This window comes from Saliphagus sp. GCM10025334, from assembly GCF_042663485.1.
Classification (GTDB): domain Archaea; phylum Halobacteriota; class Halobacteria; order Halobacteriales; family Natrialbaceae; genus Natronosalvus.
Window position 1 is genome coordinate 251,489 of sequence record NZ_JBHTAF010000003.1, and the last position, 21,285, is coordinate 272,773.

Consider the following 21,285-nt stretch of genomic DNA (forward strand, 5'->3'; position numbering starts at 1 on the left):
CGCGCGAAGGGTGCCCAGGTTAGCTCACCCAGGTTAGACGTCTCCGTCGGCGTCTCCGGTGGCCGAATCCTCGGAATCGCTCACGACGTCGATCGGCGTCCTGTCGGATCCCTCCCGTTTCGGCAGGGCGAGTTCGAGCACGCCGCGGTCGACGCTCGCCGCAGCGTCGGATTCCGTCGCGTCGTCGGGCAGCGGAAGGTCGACGTCGACGAAGAGCGGACGGTTCTCCTCGAGGTAGTGGTACTCCTCGGGAAGATTCTTCTGGCGGCGAGCCTCGATCCGGATGCGGCCGTCTTCGACGGCGACGTCCACGGTCTCGGCGGAAACCCCCGGCACGTCGAGCACGAGGAGGTAAGAATCGTCGCTTTCGAGGAGGTCGAAGAACGCGGCGTCGGAGAGGTCCCGGAGGGCGTCGCGCAGCGCTGACATAGTGACCGGTTCGAACGCCGTGACGAAAAAGGCCGCGGTCCCGACCGATCGTTTCCGTGTTGATCGATCGTTACCGTGCCGACTCACCGGTCCCGTCCCGACCAATCACTCTTGTACCAACCCACTGTTCCCGTCCCGACCAACGTCTCCATACCCACGAAAGGATCAGAGACCCCCGCCGCCGACGGCGAGAGAGATGACGAGGAACAGGACGCCCGCGAGCGTCGAGAGCAGTCCCCGGACCGCGACGCGGCGTGCCGCTCGGCGCTCGGTCACGTCGAAGAGTAAAAACGGCGGACCGAGCAGACGGTGGCGAACGTGAGCCAACAGGCCCGACTCCGGCGAGACCGACCGCTCGACGACGGCATTCACCTGCCCGGTCTCTCGAGAGGCTGTCGTATCTCGCCGGGCCGTCCCAAGCAGGTGGACCGACTCCCCGACGTCCAGCCGGCGCTTGAGGTAGCGCCGATCCCGCCCGGTCGAAATCTCGAGCGGCCCGAGCGAGAGGTTCGTGTTCTCGTCGGAGACGTCCTCGTCGCGCTCGATGTAGCGAGCGATCGGCGTCGGCGGCGCCTCACCTCCCTCGACGCGAATCCGCGCGTCCGTCGTGAGACGCAGGTCCGCCCCTCGCGGATCGACCAGGACGTTCCCCGACTCGTCCTCGAGGCGGAACGGTACGACCAGGGTCCCCCTGTCGATTTCGACCCACTTCGTGGTACTTCCGTTGTTGGTCGACTTCCGGCGTTTCTCCTCGACGGCGTACTCGACGGCGACACAGGCCGTCTCGGTGAACGGCGACTCGAGGACGTCGTCCCAGGCGAGTACGGTTCCGGACAGTTCGACGGACCCGCCGTTGGGCGTGTCGAGCACCGTGTGCGGCTCGCGTGCGAAGAGCCGATAGGCGAAGCCCAGTTCGCGGAGCCCGTAGCCGAGAAGGACGAAGCCCAGGAGCATACCGAGGGCGGCCAGAGAGAGGACCAGGACGGACATGTTCGGATTCCAATTTGTAGGTGAGGATAAAAGTCGTCGGGTTCGCATCCGACCCGCACGTTTTTCCTCCTCGGCCGTCCCTCTATGCGGTATGAAGGGTGCCGACCGCGACCGAACGGAGTCGGGGTTCAGAGTCAGAACCCGCGTCGACGACGCCCGATCGACCCTCGAGGCCGCCCTCGAGGAGCGAAGCGTCGGGTGTGATCGGGAACGCGTGGCGCTCTCACGCGCCGACGGCCGCGTCCTGGCCGAGCCGATCACCGCAGACGTCGACGTCCCCCACTACGAGCGAGCGGCGATGGACGGCTACGCCCTGCGAGCGGCCGACACGTTCGGTGCGAGTGAACGCTCGCCCGCGGTCTTGGCCCTCGAGGATCAGCCCGACCCCGAAACCGCGCTCCCCCCGGAAACGGCCCGTCGGGTCCACACCGGGAGCGCCGTCCCCGCCGACGCCGACGCGGTCGTCATGCTCGAGCACGCCGAATCGCTCGGGGCGACGGACGAACTCGAGGTGCTCGACGCGGTCGCCGAGGGCGAGAACGTCGCGCCCGTCGGGGAGGACGTCGAGGCTGGCCAGAAACTGTACGAACCGGGCCATCGACTGCGCCCCTCGGACCTCGGCCTCCTCCGGTCGGCGGGGACTGACCGGCCGCTCGTCTCGAGTCGACCGACCGTCGGCGTCGTGCCGACCGGCGAGGAGGTCGTCCAGGCCGATCCCGACCCCGGCGAGGTGATCGAGACCAACGGGCTGACGGTCTCGCGACTGGTCGAGCGCTGGGGCGGTCGCGCGACCCACCGCGAGGTCGTGACGGACGACGCCGAGGCGCTTCGCGTGGCGATCCAGCGCGACCTGACGAAGGACGTCGTCGTCACGACCGGCGGTTCCTCGGTCGGCCAGCGGGATCTCCTGCCGGAGGTCATCGACGACCTCGGCGAGGTGCTGGTTCACGGCGTCGCGCTGAAACCCGGTCACCCGGTCTGTCTCGGAATCGTCGAGGAAACGCCGGTACTCGCGTTGCCGGGGTACCCTGTGGCGTGTCTTATCAACGCGGTCCAGTTCCTGCGGCCGACGCTCGCGTGGCTCCAGAGGACCGAGGCGACTCCTCACCCGACGGTGACGGCACGTCTCGAGCGAAAGATCGCCTCGGAACCAGGAACGCGGACGTTCGCTCGGGTGTCGCTCGAGGCGAATGAGGGAGTCGAGGAGGCAGACGAAGAAGGTGAGGACGGGAGCGAAGGTGGGAAGCTGGTCGCAACTCCCACGCGAGCGAGCGGGTCGGGCGTGCTCTCGAGCGTCGCGCTCGCCGACGGCTGGGTCGTCGTCCCGGAAGAGCGAGAGGGAATTCCGGCGGGTGAGACAGTGGCGGTGGAGAACTGGGAGCCCTGGTTCTGAGAGGATTGGTCACCGAGGCGCCGGACTGTGGCGAACAGGCGACACACTGCGACTGCGACCGCGACCGCGATCCGTCGTGTCGCACGACCGCCGCGCGAATCGCGTCCCGAGTCAGTTCACGCCGGGGTTGGCCGCTCCTTCTTATATAAACCTCCGCACAGTGATCGGAGCGCAGTGAGCCGAACGCGCCGACGGACACTCGAGGTTTTTACCGGATCGCTCCCAAGAACGCCCATGGACCGCAAGGAATTTCGGGATCTCGCGACGCCCGAGGAAGCCCACGAGGCGATCCAGTCGCTGTCGCTCGAGGGCGGCATCGACCGCGTTCCCCTGTCGGAGGCGCGCGGCCGGGTACTGGTGGCGCGCGTCGACGCAGAACTCGACGTCCCCGGCTTCGATCGATCGAGCCTGGACGGCTACGCCCTCCGCGCGAGCGACACGTTCGGCGCGGACGAGGCCGATCCGGCCCGCCTCCAACTGGTGGGGGAGGTTCACGCCGGCGAGGAGCCGGGACTCGAGGTCGGAACAGGCGAAGCGGTCGAAATCTCGACCGGGGCGGTGATGCCGCCGGGGGCCGACGCGATGGTTCCCGTCGAGCGGACGGATCTCGAGGATGGGACGGTCCTGGTCCGCACGAGCGTCGCGCCGGGAGACAACGTCATGTTCGCCGGTGCCGACGTCGCCGCCGGCGAGCGGGCGCTTGGGCCGGGGACGGAGCTGACGCCGCGGGAGATCGGCCTGCTCTCGGCGCTGGGCGTCGACGAGGTACCCGTTCGCGCCCGCCCTCGCGTGGGAATCGTCTCGACCGGTGACGAGCTCGTTCGCCCGGGCGACGACCTCGAAAGTGCCCGCGGGCAGATCTACGACGTCAACAGCTACACGGTCGCCGCGGGCGTCGAGGAGGCAGGCGGCGAGGCGGTGCTCTACCCGCACGCGGGCGACGACCCCGCCGAGATGGAGCGCGTGCTTCGGGAGGCGGCCGAGGAGTGCGATCTCGTGCTCTCGTCCGGATCGACGAGCGCGAGCGCGGTCGACGTGATTTACCGCGTGATCGAGGAACAAGGCGAGTTGCTGTTGCACGGCGTGAGCGTCAAACCCGGCAAGCCGATGCTGATCGGGCGCCTCGAGCGGTCGGATTCGGCGGGACGGTCCGCCTACGTCGGCCTCCCCGGCTACCCCGTCTCGGCGATGATGGTCTTCCGGACGTTCGTCGCGCCCGCCATCCGCGAGGCGGCCGGCGTTCCGGAACCCGAGACGGCGACGCTGACCGGTCGCCTGGCTCGAGAGGAGCGATCCGAGCAGGGCCGTCATCGCCTGCTTCCGGTCGGCGTCACGACCGACGGCGACGGCGAGTACCTGGTCTACCCCGTCGACAAGGGGAGCGGGGCGACGACCAGCCTCGTCGAGGCCGACGGCGTCGTCGAGATCGATGCCAACACGGACTACCTCGAGGTCGGCGCAGCACTCGAGGTCCGACTGTTCTCGCCCGATCGTCGGCTCCCGACGCTGTTCGGCGTCGGCGAGGACGATCCAACCCTCAACCGCGTTCTCGACCGCCTCGAGCGACCACGATACCTCCCGATCGGATCCCGACCCGCACTGCGGCGGCTTCGGACGGGAACGCCGGACGTGGCCGTGGTCGCCGGGCCGGTCGAGCCGGATCGCGAACCCGAGGGCACCGAACTCGGTTCCTGGGATCGAGAGTGGGGGCTGATCGTGCCTGCGGGGAACCCGGCCGAGATCGAGGGACTCGAGTCGCTCGTCGACCGCGACCTGCGGTTCGTCAATCGGACGACCGACTCGGGGTTGCGAACGAGCTTAGGCGTCGCCCTCGCGGAACTCGCGGACGAACGCGGCCGGGACCGTCACGACCTCACCGCGGCCATCGACGGCTTCAACTTGGGGCTGCGCGCTCACGAGAGCCCTGCTCGACGGGTCATCGGCGGGGAAGCGGACGTCGCACTCGGACTCCAGGAGACGGCAAAGCGGTTGAGCCTCGGATTCGTTTCCTGCGGCGAGCAACCCGTCCGGGTCTGGGCGGCGGCCGACCGCGTCGACAAACCGGGCGTTCGAGAACTCGAGTCCGCCCTTCGTGAGAAACTCGAATAACGCACGGAGACAGTCTCAGGGCCCCGGTAGTCAGGATCTTCGAAGTAGCAGTTTTACGCCCGAGCGGTGTAGTGGGCCTGATGTCGACGATTGCCGAGTTTCGGATCCCGGCCTCGGATACGGCCATGGAAACGACGTTCGAGCGAGCGCCACAGGCCAGGCTCGAGCTCGAGTCCTCGGTGTCGAAGACGCTCCCGTCGATCTGGGTCTCGGGGACGACCTGCGAGGCGATCGAGAACGCCTTCGCGGCCGACGACACGATCGAGCGATTCGAACTGGTCGCGAGCGCCGAAGATCGGCTCCTCTACGACGTCGACTCCGAGCGCGCGCAGTACCTCTACGACGAGTTGCTCTCCTCTGGCGGCTCGTTGCTCGAGGCGAGCGGCGTCGATTCCTGGTGGCAGTTCAAGATGCGGTTTCGGACGCGCGAACACCTCGTCGACACCCACGAGACGCTCGAGAGCCAGGGCATCGTGGTCGATTTGATCCGCGTTACCGACGTCACGACGGTGTCGACGGGGAATACGCGGCTCACGCCGGAGCAACACGAGGCGTTGACGGCCGCGTTCGAGAAGGGGTACTTCAAGATTCCGCGCCAGATTTCGATGGAGGAACTCGCGAGCGACCTCGGCATCTCCCACCAGGCGCTCTCGGAACGACTGCGGCGCGCGTACGGGACGCTGGTCGACGCGGAGGTACAGCCAGTGAACGAGCAAACGACCGATTAGAACAGTTCTTCGAACGAGTGGACGCGGTAATCGCCGAGCACGCAGCGTCCGCGCCTGTCGTGGCCGACGCGTTCGACGTGGATCGCGTCGAGACCCGCGTTCCAGGCTGCGCCGACGTCGCCAGCACCGTCGCCAGCGAGGACGCCCCGGTGTCCGTTTTTCGCGACGCCCAGATTCGTCATCACCCGTTCGACGGGCGTGGGGTCGGGCTTCCAGCCCGTCTCCGGGGTACAGCACAGCACGTCGTCGAACCAGTCGCGAATCCCGACGTGGTCGAGGACCGGATCGGCCAGGAACTGCTGGCAGTGAGTGACGAGGCCGACCGGCGTCTCGAGGTCGCCGACGAACGCGGCGTCTTCGTGGAGGTACGTCTGTTCGGCGCGAACGAGCGGGTCCTCCTCGGCGTGGAAGGCGTCCCAGAACGCCGATGGCTCGATGCCCCAGGCCCTGAGCTGGGCGTCGCGAGAGCCGGTGAGGCCGTTCCAGAGGATGTCGGCCTCCCGGTCGGTGAACTCTCGACCGAGCCGGTCACCGACGCGGTCGAACACCTCGCGGGTGTAGGACCACTCGACGTCGACCAGGGTTCCGTCGAGATCGAGGAGCCAGAAGTCGTACTCCGAGACCATGTGGAGCTACCAATAATCGCTCCGCTTATAAGTGTGTGTCGCCGCAAGCGCCGTCGGTGACGGGGTTTCCTCTGTCGGGCGCCGGACACCGGACGTCGGGCGTCAAGGGTCAGACGTCATTCGTCACTCGCTCGAGGGCGCGGAACTCACAGAACTGTGACCCTCACCGACGCGGTGACTCGAGCCTGACCTCCCTCGTCTCGACGCCGGCACAGGAGGGACAGACGAACCGGTAGTGGACGGACCGTCCGGACGTCGTCACGTGCCAGCCCGCGTCGTCGCCGTCGTAGCCGCACTCTCGGCACCGGGCGCTGGTTCGATCGAGTCGCTGGCGCAGTCGTTCGAACGGTGACCGACTTCGCTGTATAGACATGTGTTAACATACAACTCGAGGTCGTATAATTGTCCGCATCAATCACATACCCTGAATGTTCACCACCACGACAGAGACTGACGTTTTATGATCGGTCCGAAACTAGAACGAACATGGACGACACGGACGGACGACACGGAGAAGGCGACGTTGACCGAGCCGTGATGGCGAGGGCTATTGACGAGGCACCGATTGGCGTCTCGCTCTCCGATCCGTCCCGCGAGGACAATCCGCTGGTCTACATCAATCCGGCCTTCGAGCGACTCACCGGCTACGACGGTGAGGCGGTTCTCGGACGAAACTGTCGATTCCTCCAGGGGCCGGACTCGAGCCCCGAAGCCGTCGCGGAAATGCGGGCTGCGATCGAGGACGAACGGCCGACGACGGTCGAACTCCGGAACTACCGAGACGACGGCACCGAGTTCTGGAATGAGGTGACGATTGCCCCCGTTCGCGACGAGTCGGGAATCGTCACGCACTACGTCGGCTTCCAGAACGACGTCACGGCCAGAAAGGCAGCCGAGTTCGCCCTCGAGGAACGAACCGAGGAGCTCGAATACCTCCTCGAGCGCGTCGAGGGATTGATCCAGGACGTGACCAGCGCCGTCGCCGGATCGATATCCCGGAGCGACCTCGAGACTGCAGTGTGTGACCGAATCGCCGAGGAAGCCGCCTACGAGGGGGCCTGGATCGGCGAGCGAAACCCTGCAACAGACACGCTCGAGGTACGAGCGAGCGTCGGCGTCGATCCCGGCGACGTGCCGATCGAGGCCGACCACCCGGCGACGACCACCCTCGACACGGGGTCGGTCGCCGTCGATACGATCGAGGGGTGGACCCACGCCTCGTTTCCGCTCGACTACAACGGCGTCGAGTACGGAACGCTGACGGTCTGCAGCGCCGCCGAACGCGACGTCGACGACCGGGAAACGATCATCCTCTCGGCACTGGCGCGAGCGGTCGCCAGCGGGATCAACGCCCGGGAGACGAGTCGCATGCTCGCGACCGACGCCGTCGTCGTCGTCGAACTCGAGATCCGCGACCGCGCCCTCGCGCCGGTCGCGATCAGCGCGGAAACGGACGGCCGCCTCGAGTACCGCCGATCGGTTCACCGAACGGGCGACGACACGGCATCGCTGTTTACGGTCACGAACGCCGACGCCGAGGAGCTAACGGGGGCCGCCGACGGTCTCGAGGGGGTCGACCTCGCCGTTCTCGTCGAGCGGGCGGACCGCACGCTGATCGAACTCGACGCCGAGGACGACCTCGTCGAGTGGCTCTCCGAACGCGGCATCCTCGTCCAGTCGATCGAGGCCGAGGACGGCCGTGCCCGGGTCAGCCTCGAGATTCCACACTCGACGAACGTCCGTGGCGTCGTCGAGGCGGTTCAGGCCCGCTACGACGGGGCGGACGTGTTCTCGTTTCGTCAGCGCGAACGCGGCGGCGAGACCAGCGAAGAGTTCGCCGCCGGACTCGAGGACGCACTCACCGACCGCCAGTTCGCTTCCCTCCAGCGGGCCTACCTCGGCGGCTACTTCGAGTGGCCTCGTCCGACCACCGGTGAGGAACTCGCCAGTTCGATGGGCGTCTCCCGGCCGACGTTTCACGAACACCTCAGAAACGCCGAAGCGAAACTCTGTCGGGCGTTCTTCGGCGACGAGCGGACCGAAGAATGATCGGCTTATTCTCGCGGCCCATCGCGTAGTCGTCCCTTAGCGTCGAAAATCGAGTAGGACAGTCACCAGCGTTTATATACTCGATTGTGGTGGCTGATCACACATGCTCGAGATCCCGCTTCAGATCGGTGGCGGCGGCTTCCTGTACTGGGCGATCATCTTCTTCGTCCTGGCGATTATCGCCGCGGCGGTCGGCGCCCGCGGCGTCGCCGGGGTGAGTATGGAGATCGCACGGATCTTCGTGTTGATCTTCATCATCCTCGCGATCGTCGCCCTGTTACTGTAGCCGCCCTCGAGTCTCGGTTTCTGTGTACCGAGACTCGAGACCCGAAACCAGAGGCTAGAGACCCGAAACCAGAGAAGCGACGCCAGCGTTCGGACTCGTCATCGGGCCGAGTCCGTCGACGTTTTCCACGACGTAAGTACAATTGGTTACGGACCCGTGGGAACGCCTAACAGGCTACGAAACGAATATAACGAAGAGAGTTTACCATGACAGAACTCGGCGGCTTTCACGACAGGGTTGCTCGCATCGATCTCTCCTCGGGGTCGGTCGACTACGAGCCGATCGACGACGAGGACGCCAGGAAGTACATCGGGGCTCGCGGTCTCGGCGTGAAGTACGTCTTCGAAAACGGCCCGGACGTCGACCCGGAGGGGCCCGAGAACCTGCTCGCGTTCATGAACGGTCCGCTCACTGGCTCGCAGGTCCCGATGTCCGGTCGGATCGCGGTCTGTACCAAATCGCCGCTGACCGGCACCGTCACCGACAGCCACCACGGCGGCTGGTCCGGCGCTCGGCTGAAGTGGGCCGGATTCGACGGCCTGCTGTTCGAAGGGGAGGCCGACGACCCCGTCTACGCCGTCGTCGAGGACGGCGAGGTCGAACTCCGTGACGCCTCTCACCTCTGGGGAAGCGGCGTCCACGAGACGCGAGACCGACTCGAGGAGGAAGTAGACGGCTCCTACGGCAAGAACCTCTCGCTGATGGCTATCGGCCCGGGCGGCGAGAACGGCGTGAAGTACGCCTGCATCATGAACGAGGACGATCGGGCCTCCGGTCGGGGTGGCACCGGCTGCGTGATGGGTTCGAAGAATCTCAAGGCGGTCGTCGTCAAGTCGACGACGAAGATGCCCAAGCCCGCGGACCAGGAGACGTTCAGGGAGGGCCACCAGCAAGCGATGAAGGCGATCCAGGAGTCGGACGTCACCGCGCCAAACGAGGGCGGTCTCTCGATGTACGGGACGAACGTCCTGATGAACATCGGCGAGGAGATGGACGGCCTCCCGACGAAGAACGCCCAGTACACCTCGACCGAGAGCATGCGCGAGGCCGAAGGCGTCGACATCGACGCCGAGCGTGTCTCCGGCGAGAACGTCCGCGAGAACATCCTCGTCGACGAACCGACCTGTCACTCCTGTCCAGTCGCCTGCAAGAAGGAAGTCGAGGTGCAGACCATGCACAAGGGCGAGGAGATGAACGTCCGGACGGAGTCCTACGAGTACGAGTCGGCCTACGCGCTCGGCCCGAACTCGGGACATACCGACCGCGACGCCGTCGCCCTCATGATCGAGCGCTGTAACGACGTGGGCGTCGACACCATCGAGACGGGGAACATGATGGCGATGGCCATGGAGATGTCCGAGCAGGGCAAACTCGAGGAGGGCGACCTCGAGTGGGGCGACTACGAGACGATGATCGACATGATCGACCGAATCGGTCGCCGCGAGGACGACCTCGCCGACCTGCTCGCGGAGGGGCCGCGCCGGGTCGCCGACCGCAAGGACGCTCAGGACAACTCGCTCGCAGTCAAGGGCCAGACCATCGCCGCCTACGACCCGCGCTGCATGAAGGGGATGGGCATCGGCTACGCCACCTCGAACCGCGGGGCGTGTCACCTGCGCGGATACACCCCCGCCGCCGAGATCCTCGGCATTCCCGAGAAGGTCGATCCTTACGAGTGGGAAGGCAAAGGCGAGTTGACCGCCGCCTTCCAGGACCTCCACGCCATCTCCGACAGCTTCGACATCTGCAAGTTCAACGCCTTCGCGGAGGGCATCGAGGAGTACGTCTCCCAGTACAACGGCATGACCGGGCTCGACGTGAGCGAGGACGAACTCATGGAGGCTGGCGAGCGCATCTACAACCTGGAGCGCTATTACAACAACCTCGCCGGCTTCGACGGCGCGGACGACTCCCTGCCGGATCGGTTCCTCGAGGACGGTATCCGCGGCCAGGGCGCCAGCGAGGGCGAGTACTGCGAACTCGAGGAGATGAAAGAAGAGTACTACGAACACCGCGGCTGGGTCGACGGCGTCGTCCCCGACGAGAAACTCGACGAACTGGGCATCGATATGGGCCCCGGCACCGGCGTTTCGGCCGGCGACTCGCCGGCTCCGGCGGACGACTGATTGCGAGGCCGACTCGCTTCCGATCACCTGCCATTTTTCGACGCGAGCCGACCCACTCGAGCGGCGTCCAGCCGGCGCGCTAGCTCCATCTGCGCCTCGAGAATCGGCTCCGAAAATCCGCTAGCAGATCGGCTCGCTCTCGCCGTACACCGCCAGCACCACGGCCGTCGCGTAGCCGTCCGGTTCCCCCCGAACTGTCTCGATTCGCGTCTCGGGTTCGTCGAACACCCACTCGCGCAGGGTCTGTCCGCCCGCCAGCCCCTCGAGTACCCGGGATTTGACGGATTCCGGGTCGGTCTCGTCTGCGCTCTCGTAGAACAGGCCGGGACCGTTCCCCGAATCGGACTGGGCCCACGCGAGCGCGGCGCTGGTGCGTCCCTCGCCGTGAACGGTGGCTCGAGCCTGTACCACGGTGAGTCGTTCCCCGGCGGGGCCGAGGTCGGGCGCCGTGCCGACCGCCTCGACGTCGGCGGCTGCGGGAATCACCGACGAGACCGTCACGAGGTTGTAGTTTTCGACGCCAGCGTCGGCCAGGGCGGCGTCGTAGGAGGCCATCTCCGTCGAGGCGACCGCCGACCCCCAGACGACGCGAATTGCACTCATGAGCGGGAGTCGGGGATCGACGGCGTAAGGGCTTGCGATTCCGGTGGCGTCGTGCCGGTACGTAAATTGCGGGCCTCGAGTGTGTCGCTCGAAGGCGTCGACAGCGTTGCTCAGTCGAAGAAGTAGTTTGCCGACGTGACGACTTCCGCTTCGCCGGCCTCGATCTTCTCGAGGGCAGCCTCGAAGTCCGACTGCCCGACGGTCGTCCGGTCGTTGCGGATGGCGAACATCCCGGCCTCGGTGGCGACGGATTCGATTTCCGCGCCCGTGAACCCGACCGTCTGTTCGGCGAGATCCTCGAAGTCGACCTCGTCGTCGACGTTCATGTTCCGCGTGTGGATCTCGAAGATCTGTTTGCGGCCGTCCTCGTCGGGTTCGGGGACCTCGATGAGACGGTCGAACCGCCCTGGACGGAGGATCGCGTCGTCGAGCATGTCGAAGCGGTTAGTCGCTGCGATGATGCGGATGTCGCCGCGCTCGTCGAAGCCGTCCATCTCGTTCAGCAGCTGCATCATCGTCCGCTGGACCTCGGCGTCGCCGGAGGTCTTCGACTCGGTTCGCTTCGCGGCGATGGCGTCGATTTCGTCGATGAAGATGACGGCGGGTTCGCGTTCGCGAGCCATCTCGAAGAGGTCCCGAACCAGTCGGGAGCCCTCGCCGATGAACTTGCGGACGAGTTCGGAGCCAGCCATCCTGATGAAGGTGGCGTCGGTCTGGGTGGCGACAGCTTTGGCGAGCATCGTCTTCCCCGTGCCCGGCGGCCCGTAGAGCAGGACGCCGGCTGGCGGTTCGATTCCCACGTTCTCGAAGAGCTCGGGCTGGGCGAGCGGTTGCTCGACGGCCTCTCTGACCTCGCGAACCTGGTCGTCGATCCCCCCGATGTCGTCGTAGCTGACGTCGGGTTTTTCCGTGATCTCCATCGTCTGCGCGCGGGCGTCCGTCTCCGCCGAGAGGATCCGCTGGATACCGAAGGAATCGTTGACCGCGACGCGGTCACCATAGTCGAGTTCCTCGGCGAGGTCGGGGCCGATCTCGGTGAGCACCTCCTGGTTGTTCCCGTGTTGCTTGACGATGACCTCGTCGCCCAGGTGGTCTTCAACGGTCGCGAGGTACAGCGACGAACTCTTGAGGACCTCGTTTTCGCGTTTGGTACGGTCGACCTGTTCTTTGAGTCGCGTTCGCCGGTCGCGGGCGGCGTCGAGTTGCTCTGACAGTTGCTCGCTGGCAGCTGTCAGCTGTAGAAAGTGGTCGTGGAGCGCTTCAAGCCGTTCTTCGTCCGGGAGATCGGGATCGATCTCCCGGCTCGGTGTGTCGGGGAGCGAGGGACTTCGAGACATCCTGACAACCGAGCATAACTGCCGACGGTACATCTGCCTTTGGGTCCCGGTGAGGATATCGATGCGGCCTCGGTTCGCCGGCGAACGTCCACGGCGCGGGCCCAGAACCCGTCGAGCGTCGCCCGCGCCATTTATGCGGCCGGGGTTCCCTTTCCCGGTATGGCCACGGGTCTGCTCACGGACGAACGAGCCGATCAGATCGTCACCACCTGTCGAACCGCCGTCGGCGACAGCCTCCGGTCGGTGACGTACTTCACCCGGGACGACTTCGAACAGCTGTACCTCCGCGGCGACCTCGAGCGCGACGCCGACCTCACGAGCTTCATCGGTCACGAGTGGCGCGGCTTCAAGACCGCCCAGACCGCCTACGAGGGCTCCGAACTGGGCGACTACGAGTACACCATCCGTGTGTTCGAAAACGGCTTTCTCATCCGCGTGACGACCGATCGGGAGGGCGTCTTCGCGACGACCGACGGGCTGACGGTCAAGGATTTCGAAGAAGTCGCGACCGGTCTCGAGTCGTTCCTGGGCGAGCGCAACCGCGAGTAAGCGCCGTCAACACGCTTCCGACCGCTCGTCGTCGTCGCCTGACTCGCTCCGTCCGTCGGGGGAGCCGATCGGTAATCCCGAACCGAGTTCCCCGTCGGTGCCGAGCAGTCGAGCGAACCGTCGCTTCTCCGCAGCGTACTTATCGAGTGCCATGCTTCCGACGAACGGTCGACCCACGTGTAGTTATGCACGACATTAACGCTGTATCCCACTGTTGTTCGCGGCGAAATGGACGGGAACCGACCGAACGCCAGTGAAATGGTAGCCGAAGTGACGGGACGGTTCTATTAGACCCTGACATCGCAGGCCGAGGCCGCACCGCTGGCGTAACACCCATTTTCGTACCCACCGTTCGCCCACGTATGACGAAGCTACCGACGGCCGTCGCCGACGCACTCGAGGCGCACGAGGCGTTTTCGCCGGTCGACGACGCGACGTACGCGCTCGAGACCACGGTATTCGAGGCGCGCGTGACAGCGACCGCCGCCGAGGGGCCGCGAGATGGGTCAATTACCGTCGTCGTCCGACTGCCGACGCTCGACGCGGCGACTGCCGACCGCGTCGCCCCCGTAGTCGAAGACGGTTGGTTCGAGACATTCGAACGCCGACTCGCGGACGTGTTCACGGTCGCCGAAACGGACACGCACGACGCGCCGCGAATTGACCGCGACGACGGAGTCGTGACGGTCACCCTCGAGTACGTCGCCTGGGACGCCAGGGAGGGGGTCGACGACGCCAAGGCCCTGATCGAGTACGTCGAGGGAACCTACGCGCAGGGCATCGTTCCGGGATATGAGTACGGGGGCCCCGCGGCGACGCTGCTCGAGAACGCCCAGACTGCGGGAGAGCGGGCTGGCGAAGGTACTGCTGGCGACCACGGCGACGATTACGACAGCCCGTTTTGATCATGCTCACTCGCCTCGTCCCACGCTGAACGGATGCGTCCGCATTGTTGGCTCGAGGTGGACTGTGTCCTCTCTCATCCCTACGAACTCGAGCGATAGATTCCTCCGGCGGGCTCGATCCGGTCCACACGAACTCGAGCGACGAACCCGCCGCGCTGGACGCGGTCTCGTGACCGTCGCTTCAGTCCATCGCGATGTAGGTCTTCGTATCCGAAACACCATCGAGACTCTGGATATCTCCCGAAGCCGCCTTCAGGACGCCGTACACCTCGTCGGCGTCGACCTCGGCGATGATGTCGTAGTTGCCGGCGACGATGTGGGCGTCCGACACGCTCTCGAGGTCGCGGATGCCCGCCAGGAGTCCTTCGGATTTGCCGGCAGCGGTCTTCACCATGATGAACGCGTGAACCATTTCTTTCGTGTGGTACTCCTTGGCACGACTAAAGTGTTTGCCCGGCCACCGACGCCGACGGCTCGAGGATTCGTCGAAACTTTCGTATCAAAAGTCCCGCGGTGAGTGCAACGAGACGTCGAAGCAGTAACTGGCAAAAACCTGGAGCCCAAAGTGAGTGTATGGCACGAACCATCACGGTAACTGGCATGAGCTGTGGCGGCTGCGAAGACACGGTCGAATCGGCGCTCGAGGACGTCGACGGTGTCGTCGAGGCGTCGGCGGACAACGAATCGGACGCCGTCACCGTCGAGGGTGACGCCAACGTCGACGCGCTCGTCGAAGCGATCCAGAACGCGGGCTACGACGCCTCCGCCTGAACGCGGCCCACCGCGAACGCCCGCTCGTTCTACACGTTTTACCGATCGATCGGATCGTCGATCCAGTTGTAACACCGGAAGTGCTCCGGCCGCTTTTCGCTCGTGAGCATCTCGAGCGGGATGAATCCTTCGCCGCCGCGAGCCCCCGCCTCGCGCTCGTCGGGATCGTCGGAGAAGGTCATGAGCTTCGCCTTCACCGAAAACGTGACCTCGAGCGTGCCCGTGTAGTTTTCGTCGGGATCGAACCGCATCGAGACGTCGCCGGTGCCGACGCCGAAGATGGCTCGGTCGGTCGGCGTCGACACCCCGACGTCGTGACTGGCGAGCCCGCTCGAGAGGTCCTCGAGCCACGCGCCCATCGACTCGCGGTCGAGAGGTTGCTCGAGGTCGAATCCCCCGTCCTCGTCCATCGACCCCGACTCGAAGGTGAAGTCGGGGTAGGCGAGTTTCTCGTCGGGGAGGACGTGCGAACTCGTTTCCGGGTCCGGCGGGGTGTCGGGGACGCCCAGTTCGTCGCTGATCGCCGACCGGACGGTCGCTTCGGCGTCCGACGGGTCCACTGGTGCCGCGTCGCTCGCTTCTTCCGTATCGTCGGTCGTTTTCGCCGGAGAGTCGCCGTCCATTCTCTCGTCGCTATCTCGAGTCATGACCCATATTCCTGCTGGTTGTTCGTCCGAGCGACGCGCTCGGCGAAGTGGCACTTCGAAACCGTCCCCTCGAGGTCAACCGCGTCGGGAACGTCCGTTCGACACTGGTCCTCGGCGATCGGACATCGCGTGTGGAAGACGCATCCACTGGGCGGATCCACCGGACTCGGGATGTCACCCTCGAGAATGGTTGCATCGAGCACCGACGTGGTGGGATCGAGGTCGGGAATCGATGCGAGTAACGCCTCCGTGTAGGGATGGGCTGGCGACTCGAAGAGTCGACCCGCTTCGCCAACCTCCATCAACTCACCTAGGTACATGACGGCAATGCGATCGGCGATGTGCTTGACGACGCTCAGGTCGTGGCTGATGAGGACGTAGGTGAGATTGAGCTCGCGCTGGAGACGCAACAGCAGGTTGATGATGCTCCCTTTCACCGAGGCATCGAGCGCGGATACCGGTTCGTCGAGTATGAGCACCCGCGGCTCTGTCGCGATCGCCCGGGCGATTGCGACTCGCTGGGCTTGACCACCCGAAAGTTCGTGGGCGTATCGATCAGCGTGGCGCTCCGAGAGGTTCACCTGTTCCAGCAACTCGGCGATACGGTCTCTCCGATCGGCCCGCGACCAACCCTGCGTCTTGAGCGGTTCGGCGATCGCCTGCTTGACGGTCATCCGCGGATCGACACTCGATTTGGCGTTCTGGAAGATGACCCCTACGTCGGCCAGCAATTCGCTCGAGCGCTTCGTTACGGACCCAACGGGTTGCCCATCGATCCGAACGTCGCCCGCCGTCGGCGAGTGAAGCCCCGTAACGAGGTTCGCGAGCGTCGACTTTCCGCTGCCGCTCTCGCCGACGATTCCGAGCGTCTCACCCTCGTACACGTCCAGCGAGACGCCGGAGACAGCGGTGATCGTCGTCCGCGTACCGAACAGACGATCGAGCAGGGAGTCGTCGAGGGCGAACTCCTTCGTGACGTTCTCGAGTTCGACGACCCTGCTCGCGTCGCGCTCGTGATCGCGGTCGTCCGTCGATTCGACTCGCGCGCTCATCGTTCTCCCTCCGCGTCGAGGGTCGAGGCCAGCGTGGGATCATCATTTACCCGACGAATTTCACAGCACTTCGCCCGGTGATCCTCGCCGCAGTCGACCGTCGGCATCGGTCCCGACCGACACGCCTCGCGAGCGTAGTCACACCGAGACGCGAACGGACACCCCGTGACGTCGCCGAGTTGATCCGGAACCTGCCCCTCGATCGTCTCCAGGCGCTCCTTTCGAGCGGTTTCCTGGGGCATGCACTCGAGCAACGCCTGCGTGTAGGGGTGTTTGGGTTCCTGCAGGATCTCTTCGACCGGTCCGCTCTCCATGACCTCGCCGCCGTACATCACGACCACCCGGTCACAGATGTCGGCGACGACGCCCAAGTCGTGGGTGATCATGACGACGGACATGTCCCGTTCGTCCCTGAGTCTGGCAATGATTCGCAGGATCTGTGCCTGAATCGTCACGTCGAGGGCGGTCGTCGGTTCGTCCGCGATCAAGAGATCGGGTTCGCTGGCGAGCGCGATGGCGAGCATCGCCCGCTGGCGCATCCCGCCCGAGAACTCGTGTGGATAGGCGTCGAGTCGTTCGGCCGGGTTAGGGATTCCGACCTCCTCCATCAATTCGACGACCCGCGCGCGCTTTTCCCGCCAGTCCGAGCGGTCGTGCAAGAGCGGCACGCGGAGATACTCCCGAAGCGTTTGATCAGTCGGGTCGTCGTGGATCTTCAGCGACTCGACGATTTGTTCCCCGACCGTGAAGACGGGGTTGAGCGTCGTCATCGGATCCTGGAACACCATCGAGAGGCCATCGCCGCGGATCCGTCGGATCTCGCGGTCGCTGGCCGTCGTCAACTCCGTGTCCCGGAACCGAATCGATCCTTCGGCGATCCGTCCAGGGTTCTCGAGTCGCATCGTCGAGAGCGCGGTGACGGATTTCCCGCTGCCGCTCTCGCCCACGATGCCGAGGATCTCTCCCTGGGCGACGTCGAAACTCACACCGTTGACGGCGTGAACGGTTCCTTCGTACGTATCGAAGCAGGTGTGTAAATTTTCGACCGAGAGCAGTGGTTCTGTCATGCTTAGAATCCCTCGTTCTGTACCGCGTCCGTCTCCCGGGGATCGAGGACGTCACGAAGCCCGTCACCGAGCAAGTTGAATCCGAGAACCGCGAGCATGATCGCCAGGCCGGGGAAGTTCACGACCCACCAGGCGTCCTGCAGGTAGTTTCGTCCTTCGGATATCATCGTCCCCCACTCGGGCGTCGGCGGCTGAGCGCCGAGACCCAGGAACGACAGTCCGGCGGTCCCGAGGATCACGCCGGCCATGTCGATCGTCGCGAGGACGACCACCGGACCGATGACGTTTGGCACGATGTGGCGACCGACGATCGTGAGACGACCGACACCCATCAACTGGCTAGCCTTGACGAACTCCTGTTCTTTGACCGAGAGTACGCTCCCGCGTATCACGCGAGCGTATCTGGTCCAGCCGACGACGGCGAGCGCGATCATGATGTTCGTCAGACTGGGCCCGAGGATGCCGGCGATGACGAGCGCGAGCAAGAGCCCCGGAAACGCCAGCAGGACGTCGACGAACCGCATCAGCGCTTCGTCCACGTAGCCGCCAGCATACCCGGCCGTCACTCCCACTGCCGTGCCGATCGCCAGCGAGATACCGACGACGGCGACGCCGATTCGCAGTGAGATGCGAGCGCCGTAGAGCAATCGCGTCAGGATGTCACGGCCGAGCTGGTCGGTCCCCAGCGGGTGGTCGACCGACGGGGACTCGAGGCGGTTCTCGAGATCCTGTTTGGCCGGCTCGTACGGCGTCAGAAACGGGGCGAGCAGGGCGCTGAAAAGGATGGTCAGAACGATCATCAGTCCGACGACGTTCAACGTGTTCGACCGAAACTGTCGTGCCTTTCGTGAGTTGTACAGCGATCGTAACCGCTCGCGGCGGGTTTGACCGTCGAGCGACGCGCGTTTGCCGAGGTTTGCGTCAGTCATTTGGATGCACCTTCGAACGAGATTCGGGGGTCGACGTATCGGTAGGTGACGTCAACCAGGAAGTTCGTGACGACGAAGAACATCGCGATTACGAGGACGAGTCCCTGGACGATCGGGTAGTCGCGGGCGAAGATCGAATCGATCAGGAGTCGCCCAAGACCTGGTCGCTGAAAGACCATCTCGATGATGACGGCTCCATTGAGGAGATACCCGAACTGAAGCCCGACGATCGTGATCACGGGGATGAGAGCGTTACGCAGGGCGTGTTTGTAGACCACAATACGCTCACGCAATCCCTTCGATCGCGCTGTGCGAATGTACTCCTCGTCGAGCACCTCGAGCATGGACGACCGGAGCAGGCGGGTGACGATCGCCGCCATGCCAGTACCGAGTGTGATCGCCGGCAACACGAGTCGATCGGCCGTGCCGTACCCGGACGTTGGTAACACGCCCAACTGAATCGCGAAGACGAGCATAAGCAGGTAACCCAGCCAGAAGTTCGGCATCGATAGTCCGAGGAGCGCGACAAGTTGGCTCCCGTAGTCGAGTCGACCGCCCTTGTGAACGGCGCTGATGACGCCCGTCGGGACCGCGATAACGAGGGCGACGAACAGTCCGGCGAGAGCCAGTTCGAACGTCGGCCAGAGGTTTTCGAAAATCAACTGGACGACCGAGGCGTCGTTGTGGTAGGACTGGCCGAGGTTCCCCTGCAGGATGTTCGTGACCCAATCTCCGTACTGAACGAGTATTGGATCGTTCAACCCCTGTTCTATTCGAAACTGCTCGATCGCTGTATCCGGTGGCGTCCGTCCACCCATCTGCTGGCGGAGAATCGTCTCCGCGGGATCCCCCGGCGTGAAAAACACCATGAGGAAGGTCAGGACTGACACCCCGAAGAGGACGAACAAGGACGTTACGGACCGTCTGAGGACAAATTTCCACATCGTATATCTATTCTGGAAGAGACTCGTAGGCTACTCCCAGTGCTCGAGTTTCGTCCAGCGGGAGAACTGTGGAATCGCACCCAGTTCGGCGCCGTCGATGTTCGCGTGGGCCGCCGCAATGAACTCGCTGTAGTAGAGCGGGATCGTCACGGCCTGGTCGGCGATGTGCTGCTGAGCCTCCTTGTAGGCCGAGGCCTTCTCCACCTCGTCGCCCGTCTGGAACCCCTGTTCGATCAGTTCGTCAACCTCCCCGCCGAGGTTGTGCAGCCCCGTACCGTCCTCCCCGTAGAGGCGCTGGTTGACGTCGCCCTCCGAGTGGAATCCCTCGTAGATGATGTAGTCGGCGTCGCCGCTGTTCGATCCGCTTTCTTTCAGGATGAGGTGGGCCTCTCCGTCTCGTTCGGCTTCCGAAAAGGCAGCCCGCTCGAGGACTTGAATCTCCGAGTCGACCCCAATCCCGTCGAGCGCTCCCTGGATGACCTGGGCGATTTCGCGACCGTCGACCATGTCGTTCGCCACGAGGATCGACAGTTCCTCACCGTTGTAACTCGAATCCGAAACGAGGTCGGCAGCGCGGTCGTCGTCTTTCTCGTACCCGTCGATGTCGTCGTGGGCGGACCAGTAAATGACCGGTGAGATCGGGCCGCGGGCGGGTTGGCCGACTTCCTCGAGTATCGTCTCGACAATCGTCTCCTGTGAGACGGCGTGGTTCAGCGCGCGACGGAGGTCCGCATCGTCGGTCGGCGACTTGTAGAGGTTGATGCCGACGTACCCGGCACCGGGGCGGTTCTGGCGCTCGAGATAGAGCGAGTCGTCGTCCTCAATCGACGAGACTCGCGTGCGGGGCGGCGCGAGCGCGAGGTCGATCTCGCGATTTTCCAGCGCGAGCGTTCGGGTGTTGGGATCCTCGATCACGCGGAACGTGAGTTCCTCGAGGATCGGTTCGTCGTTCCAGTAGTCCTCGAAGGCCGTTGTCCTGACCTCCTGCTGTTTCTCGATCTCGTCGACCTGGAATGGTCCGGTGCCGATAACGGTGCCGGACTCGTGATCTCGATCGGGGTGCTGTATCGCGACCAGGTTGTGTGCGATCGTCCCTGGGAACGTTGGGAACGGATCCGTCGTCGTGAACTCGACCGTGTAGTTGTCGAGCGCCACGACGTCACCCGACTCGACGTGGATCCACCCCGGGGCCCACGCCCACTCCTCGAGGACAGCCTCGAACGAGAAGACGACGTCGTCGGCGGTCATTTCCTTGCCGTTGTGGAACGTGACGCCTTCGCGGAGTGAGAACTCCCACACCGTGTCTTCGACCTGTTCCCAGTCGGTCGCGAGCCACGGTTCCAGTTCCATGTCCGCCGAGACCCAGACTAGTGGTTCGAGAATGTTCGTCCAGTAGGGGATTACTCCGCCATAGTGGTTCCAGTCGTCTCGCGTCGGATCGTCGTTCAGCGCGATCGTCGCGCCCGGAAGTTGCTCCTGTTCACTCCGGTCCTGATCGTCCGAGTCACCGTTGCTATTGCCGTTGCCATTCCCGTTTCCGTTACCGTCATCTGAATCGCCACCAAGACATCCGGCTAATGAGACGATACCAGCGCCACCCAGAGCCTTTAGTACCTTCCGTCTATCGTTCAATTGCTTATTGCGTGTCATATTCTAACACTTCGTAATCGATACCATCCATCTGGCCCCTCCAAACATAAGTGTTGTATGTCCGTACGGCTGGTTATTTATATAAGCTCGTGTTT

22 protein-coding genes and 1 pseudogene are annotated in these 21,285 nt (G+C 64.6%); 9 read left to right on the forward strand and 14 right to left on the reverse strand.

What is annotated here, in order from left to right; genetic code table 11:
- Positions 1–33: 33 nt before the first annotated feature.
- Together ACFQO4_RS13425 and ACFQO4_RS13430 are read right to left on the reverse strand one after the other, a co-directional pair.
- Positions 34–429: an Hsp20/alpha crystallin family protein gene (locus tag ACFQO4_RS13425; protein WP_500261398.1), complete on the reverse strand. Its 396-nt coding sequence runs from the start codon at positions 427–429 to the stop codon at positions 34–36.
- Between the two features lie 165 nt (positions 430–594).
- Positions 595–1,419 carry an E3 ubiquitin--protein ligase gene (locus ACFQO4_RS13430; protein WP_500261399.1) on the reverse strand — a complete coding sequence of 275 codons (825 nt, stop codon included), beginning with the start codon at positions 1,417–1,419 and terminating at the stop codon, positions 595–597.
- 91 nt (positions 1,420–1,510) lie between these two features.
- Here ACFQO4_RS13430 and ACFQO4_RS13435 point away from each other — a divergent pair, with 91 nt between their 5' ends.
- The 3 genes from ACFQO4_RS13435 (at position 1,511) to ACFQO4_RS13445 (ending at position 5,649) form a co-directional block, all read left to right on the forward strand.
- Positions 1,511–2,812, forward strand: coding sequence for a molybdopterin molybdotransferase MoeA (locus ACFQO4_RS13435; protein ID WP_500261400.1), 1,302 nt, complete (start codon positions 1,511–1,513; stop codon positions 2,810–2,812).
- Positions 2,813–3,046: 234 nt separating this feature from the next.
- Positions 3,047–4,921 (forward strand): molybdopterin biosynthesis protein, encoded by a 1,875-nt coding sequence (locus ACFQO4_RS13440; protein ID WP_500261401.1) that lies wholly within the window; start codon positions 3,047–3,049, stop codon positions 4,919–4,921.
- Positions 4,922–5,001: 80 nt separating this feature from the next.
- Positions 5,002–5,649, forward strand: a complete 648-nt coding sequence (locus ACFQO4_RS13445; RefSeq protein ID WP_500261402.1) for a helix-turn-helix domain-containing protein — start codon at positions 5,002–5,004, stop codon at positions 5,647–5,649.
- Here the strand turns inward: ACFQO4_RS13445 and ACFQO4_RS13450 are convergent.
- Both ACFQO4_RS13450 and ACFQO4_RS13455 read right to left on the reverse strand, forming a co-directional pair.
- Positions 5,646–6,275 (reverse strand): HAD family hydrolase, encoded by a 630-nt coding sequence (locus ACFQO4_RS13450; protein ID WP_500261403.1) that lies wholly within the window; start codon positions 6,273–6,275, stop codon positions 5,646–5,648. The two genes, ACFQO4_RS13445 and ACFQO4_RS13450, sit on opposite strands and share 4 nt — an antisense overlap.
- Positions 6,276–6,438: 163 nt before the next feature.
- Positions 6,439–6,648 (reverse strand): HVO_0649 family zinc finger protein, encoded by a 210-nt coding sequence (locus ACFQO4_RS13455; RefSeq protein WP_254157481.1) that lies wholly within the window; start codon positions 6,646–6,648, stop codon positions 6,439–6,441.
- Between the two features lie 107 nt (positions 6,649–6,755).
- On the opposite strand from ACFQO4_RS13455, the pseudogene ACFQO4_RS13460 reads away from it, so the two are divergent.
- The 3 genes and pseudogenes from ACFQO4_RS13460 to ACFQO4_RS13470 all read left to right on the forward strand — a co-directional run.
- Positions 6,756–8,324 (forward strand): annotated as a pseudogene (locus ACFQO4_RS13460) (bacterio-opsin activator domain-containing protein); the annotation flags it as partial.
- A gap of 103 nt (positions 8,325–8,427) precedes the next feature.
- A complete protein-coding gene (locus ACFQO4_RS13465; protein ID WP_312909103.1) occupies positions 8,428–8,610 on the forward strand; it encodes a DUF1328 family protein in 183 nt (60 codons plus the stop codon).
- A gap of 206 nt (positions 8,611–8,816) precedes the next feature.
- Entirely contained in the window at positions 8,817–10,736 is a 1,920-nt protein-coding gene (locus ACFQO4_RS13470) for an aldehyde ferredoxin oxidoreductase family protein (protein ID WP_500261404.1), read from the forward strand.
- A gap of 120 nt (positions 10,737–10,856) precedes the next feature.
- Here ACFQO4_RS13470 and ACFQO4_RS13475 read toward each other — a convergent pair whose 3' ends face one another.
- Together ACFQO4_RS13475 and pan2 are read right to left on the reverse strand one after the other, a co-directional pair.
- The gene (locus ACFQO4_RS13475) at positions 10,857–11,339 is read right to left on the reverse strand and encodes a pyruvoyl-dependent arginine decarboxylase (RefSeq protein WP_500261405.1); all 483 of its coding nucleotides are present in this window, start codon (positions 11,337–11,339) and stop codon (positions 10,857–10,859) included.
- Positions 11,340–11,449: 110 nt separating this feature from the next.
- Positions 11,450–12,676: a proteasome-activating nucleotidase Pan2 gene (gene pan2 / locus ACFQO4_RS13480; protein WP_500261406.1), complete on the reverse strand. Its 1,227-nt coding sequence runs from the start codon at positions 12,674–12,676 to the stop codon at positions 11,450–11,452.
- Positions 12,677–12,835: 159 nt separating this feature from the next.
- Here pan2 and ACFQO4_RS13485 point away from each other — a divergent pair, with 159 nt between their 5' ends.
- The gene (locus ACFQO4_RS13485) at positions 12,836–13,225 is read left to right on the forward strand and encodes a DUF7522 family protein (RefSeq protein ID WP_253437085.1); all 390 of its coding nucleotides are present in this window, start codon (positions 12,836–12,838) and stop codon (positions 13,223–13,225) included.
- Positions 13,226–13,231: 6 nt separating this feature from the next.
- On the opposite strand, the gene ACFQO4_RS13490 is transcribed toward ACFQO4_RS13485, so the two are convergent.
- Entirely contained in the window at positions 13,232–13,378 is a 147-nt protein-coding gene (locus tag ACFQO4_RS13490) for a hypothetical protein (protein ID WP_500261407.1), read from the reverse strand.
- Positions 13,379–13,587: 209 nt separating this feature from the next.
- Between ACFQO4_RS13490 and ACFQO4_RS13495 the strand changes: the two genes are divergently transcribed.
- The gene (locus tag ACFQO4_RS13495) at positions 13,588–14,130 is read left to right on the forward strand and encodes a DUF5813 family protein (RefSeq protein ID WP_500261408.1); all 543 of its coding nucleotides are present in this window, start codon (positions 13,588–13,590) and stop codon (positions 14,128–14,130) included.
- A 181-nt stretch (positions 14,131–14,311) separates the two neighbouring features.
- Here ACFQO4_RS13495 and ACFQO4_RS13500 read toward each other — a convergent pair whose 3' ends face one another.
- Positions 14,312–14,542, reverse strand: coding sequence for an Lrp/AsnC ligand binding domain-containing protein (locus ACFQO4_RS13500; RefSeq protein ID WP_253437094.1), 231 nt, complete (start codon positions 14,540–14,542; stop codon positions 14,312–14,314).
- A gap of 161 nt (positions 14,543–14,703) precedes the next feature.
- On the opposite strand from ACFQO4_RS13500, the gene ACFQO4_RS13505 reads away from it, so the two are divergent.
- Positions 14,704–14,901: a heavy-metal-associated domain-containing protein gene (locus tag ACFQO4_RS13505; RefSeq protein ID WP_254157503.1), complete on the forward strand. Its 198-nt coding sequence runs from the start codon at positions 14,704–14,706 to the stop codon at positions 14,899–14,901.
- A gap of 38 nt (positions 14,902–14,939) precedes the next feature.
- Here ACFQO4_RS13505 and ACFQO4_RS13510 read toward each other — a convergent pair whose 3' ends face one another.
- The 6 genes from ACFQO4_RS13510 to ACFQO4_RS13535 are packed head-to-tail and all read right to left on the reverse strand — an operon-like array spanning position 14,940 to position 21,190.
- Entirely contained in the window at positions 14,940–15,524 is a 585-nt protein-coding gene (locus ACFQO4_RS13510) for a hypothetical protein (RefSeq protein WP_500261409.1), read from the reverse strand.
- 20 nt (positions 15,525–15,544) lie between these two features.
- Positions 15,545–16,600 carry an ABC transporter ATP-binding protein gene (locus ACFQO4_RS13515; protein WP_500261410.1) on the reverse strand — a complete coding sequence of 352 codons (1,056 nt, stop codon included), beginning with the start codon at positions 16,598–16,600 and terminating at the stop codon, positions 15,545–15,547.
- On the reverse strand, positions 16,597–17,667 hold the full coding sequence (locus ACFQO4_RS13520; RefSeq protein ID WP_500261411.1) for an ABC transporter ATP-binding protein: 1,071 nt from the start codon (positions 17,665–17,667) through the stop codon (positions 16,597–16,599). Before ACFQO4_RS13520 ends, ACFQO4_RS13515 begins: the two co-directional genes overlap by 4 nt.
- A 2-nt stretch (positions 17,668–17,669) precedes the next feature.
- Positions 17,670–18,596, reverse strand: a complete 927-nt coding sequence (gene nikC / locus ACFQO4_RS13525; protein ID WP_500261412.1) for a nickel transporter permease — start codon at positions 18,594–18,596, stop codon at positions 17,670–17,672.
- Positions 18,593–19,540 (reverse strand): nickel ABC transporter permease, encoded by a 948-nt coding sequence (gene nikB, locus ACFQO4_RS13530; RefSeq protein ID WP_500261413.1) that lies wholly within the window; start codon positions 19,538–19,540, stop codon positions 18,593–18,595. The genes nikC and nikB overlap by 4 nt, the downstream gene beginning before the upstream one ends.
- Positions 19,541–19,570: 30 nt before the next feature.
- Positions 19,571–21,190 (reverse strand): ABC transporter substrate-binding protein, encoded by a 1,620-nt coding sequence (locus ACFQO4_RS13535; protein WP_500261414.1) that lies wholly within the window; start codon positions 21,188–21,190, stop codon positions 19,571–19,573.
- Positions 21,191–21,285: the final 95 nt, after the last annotated feature.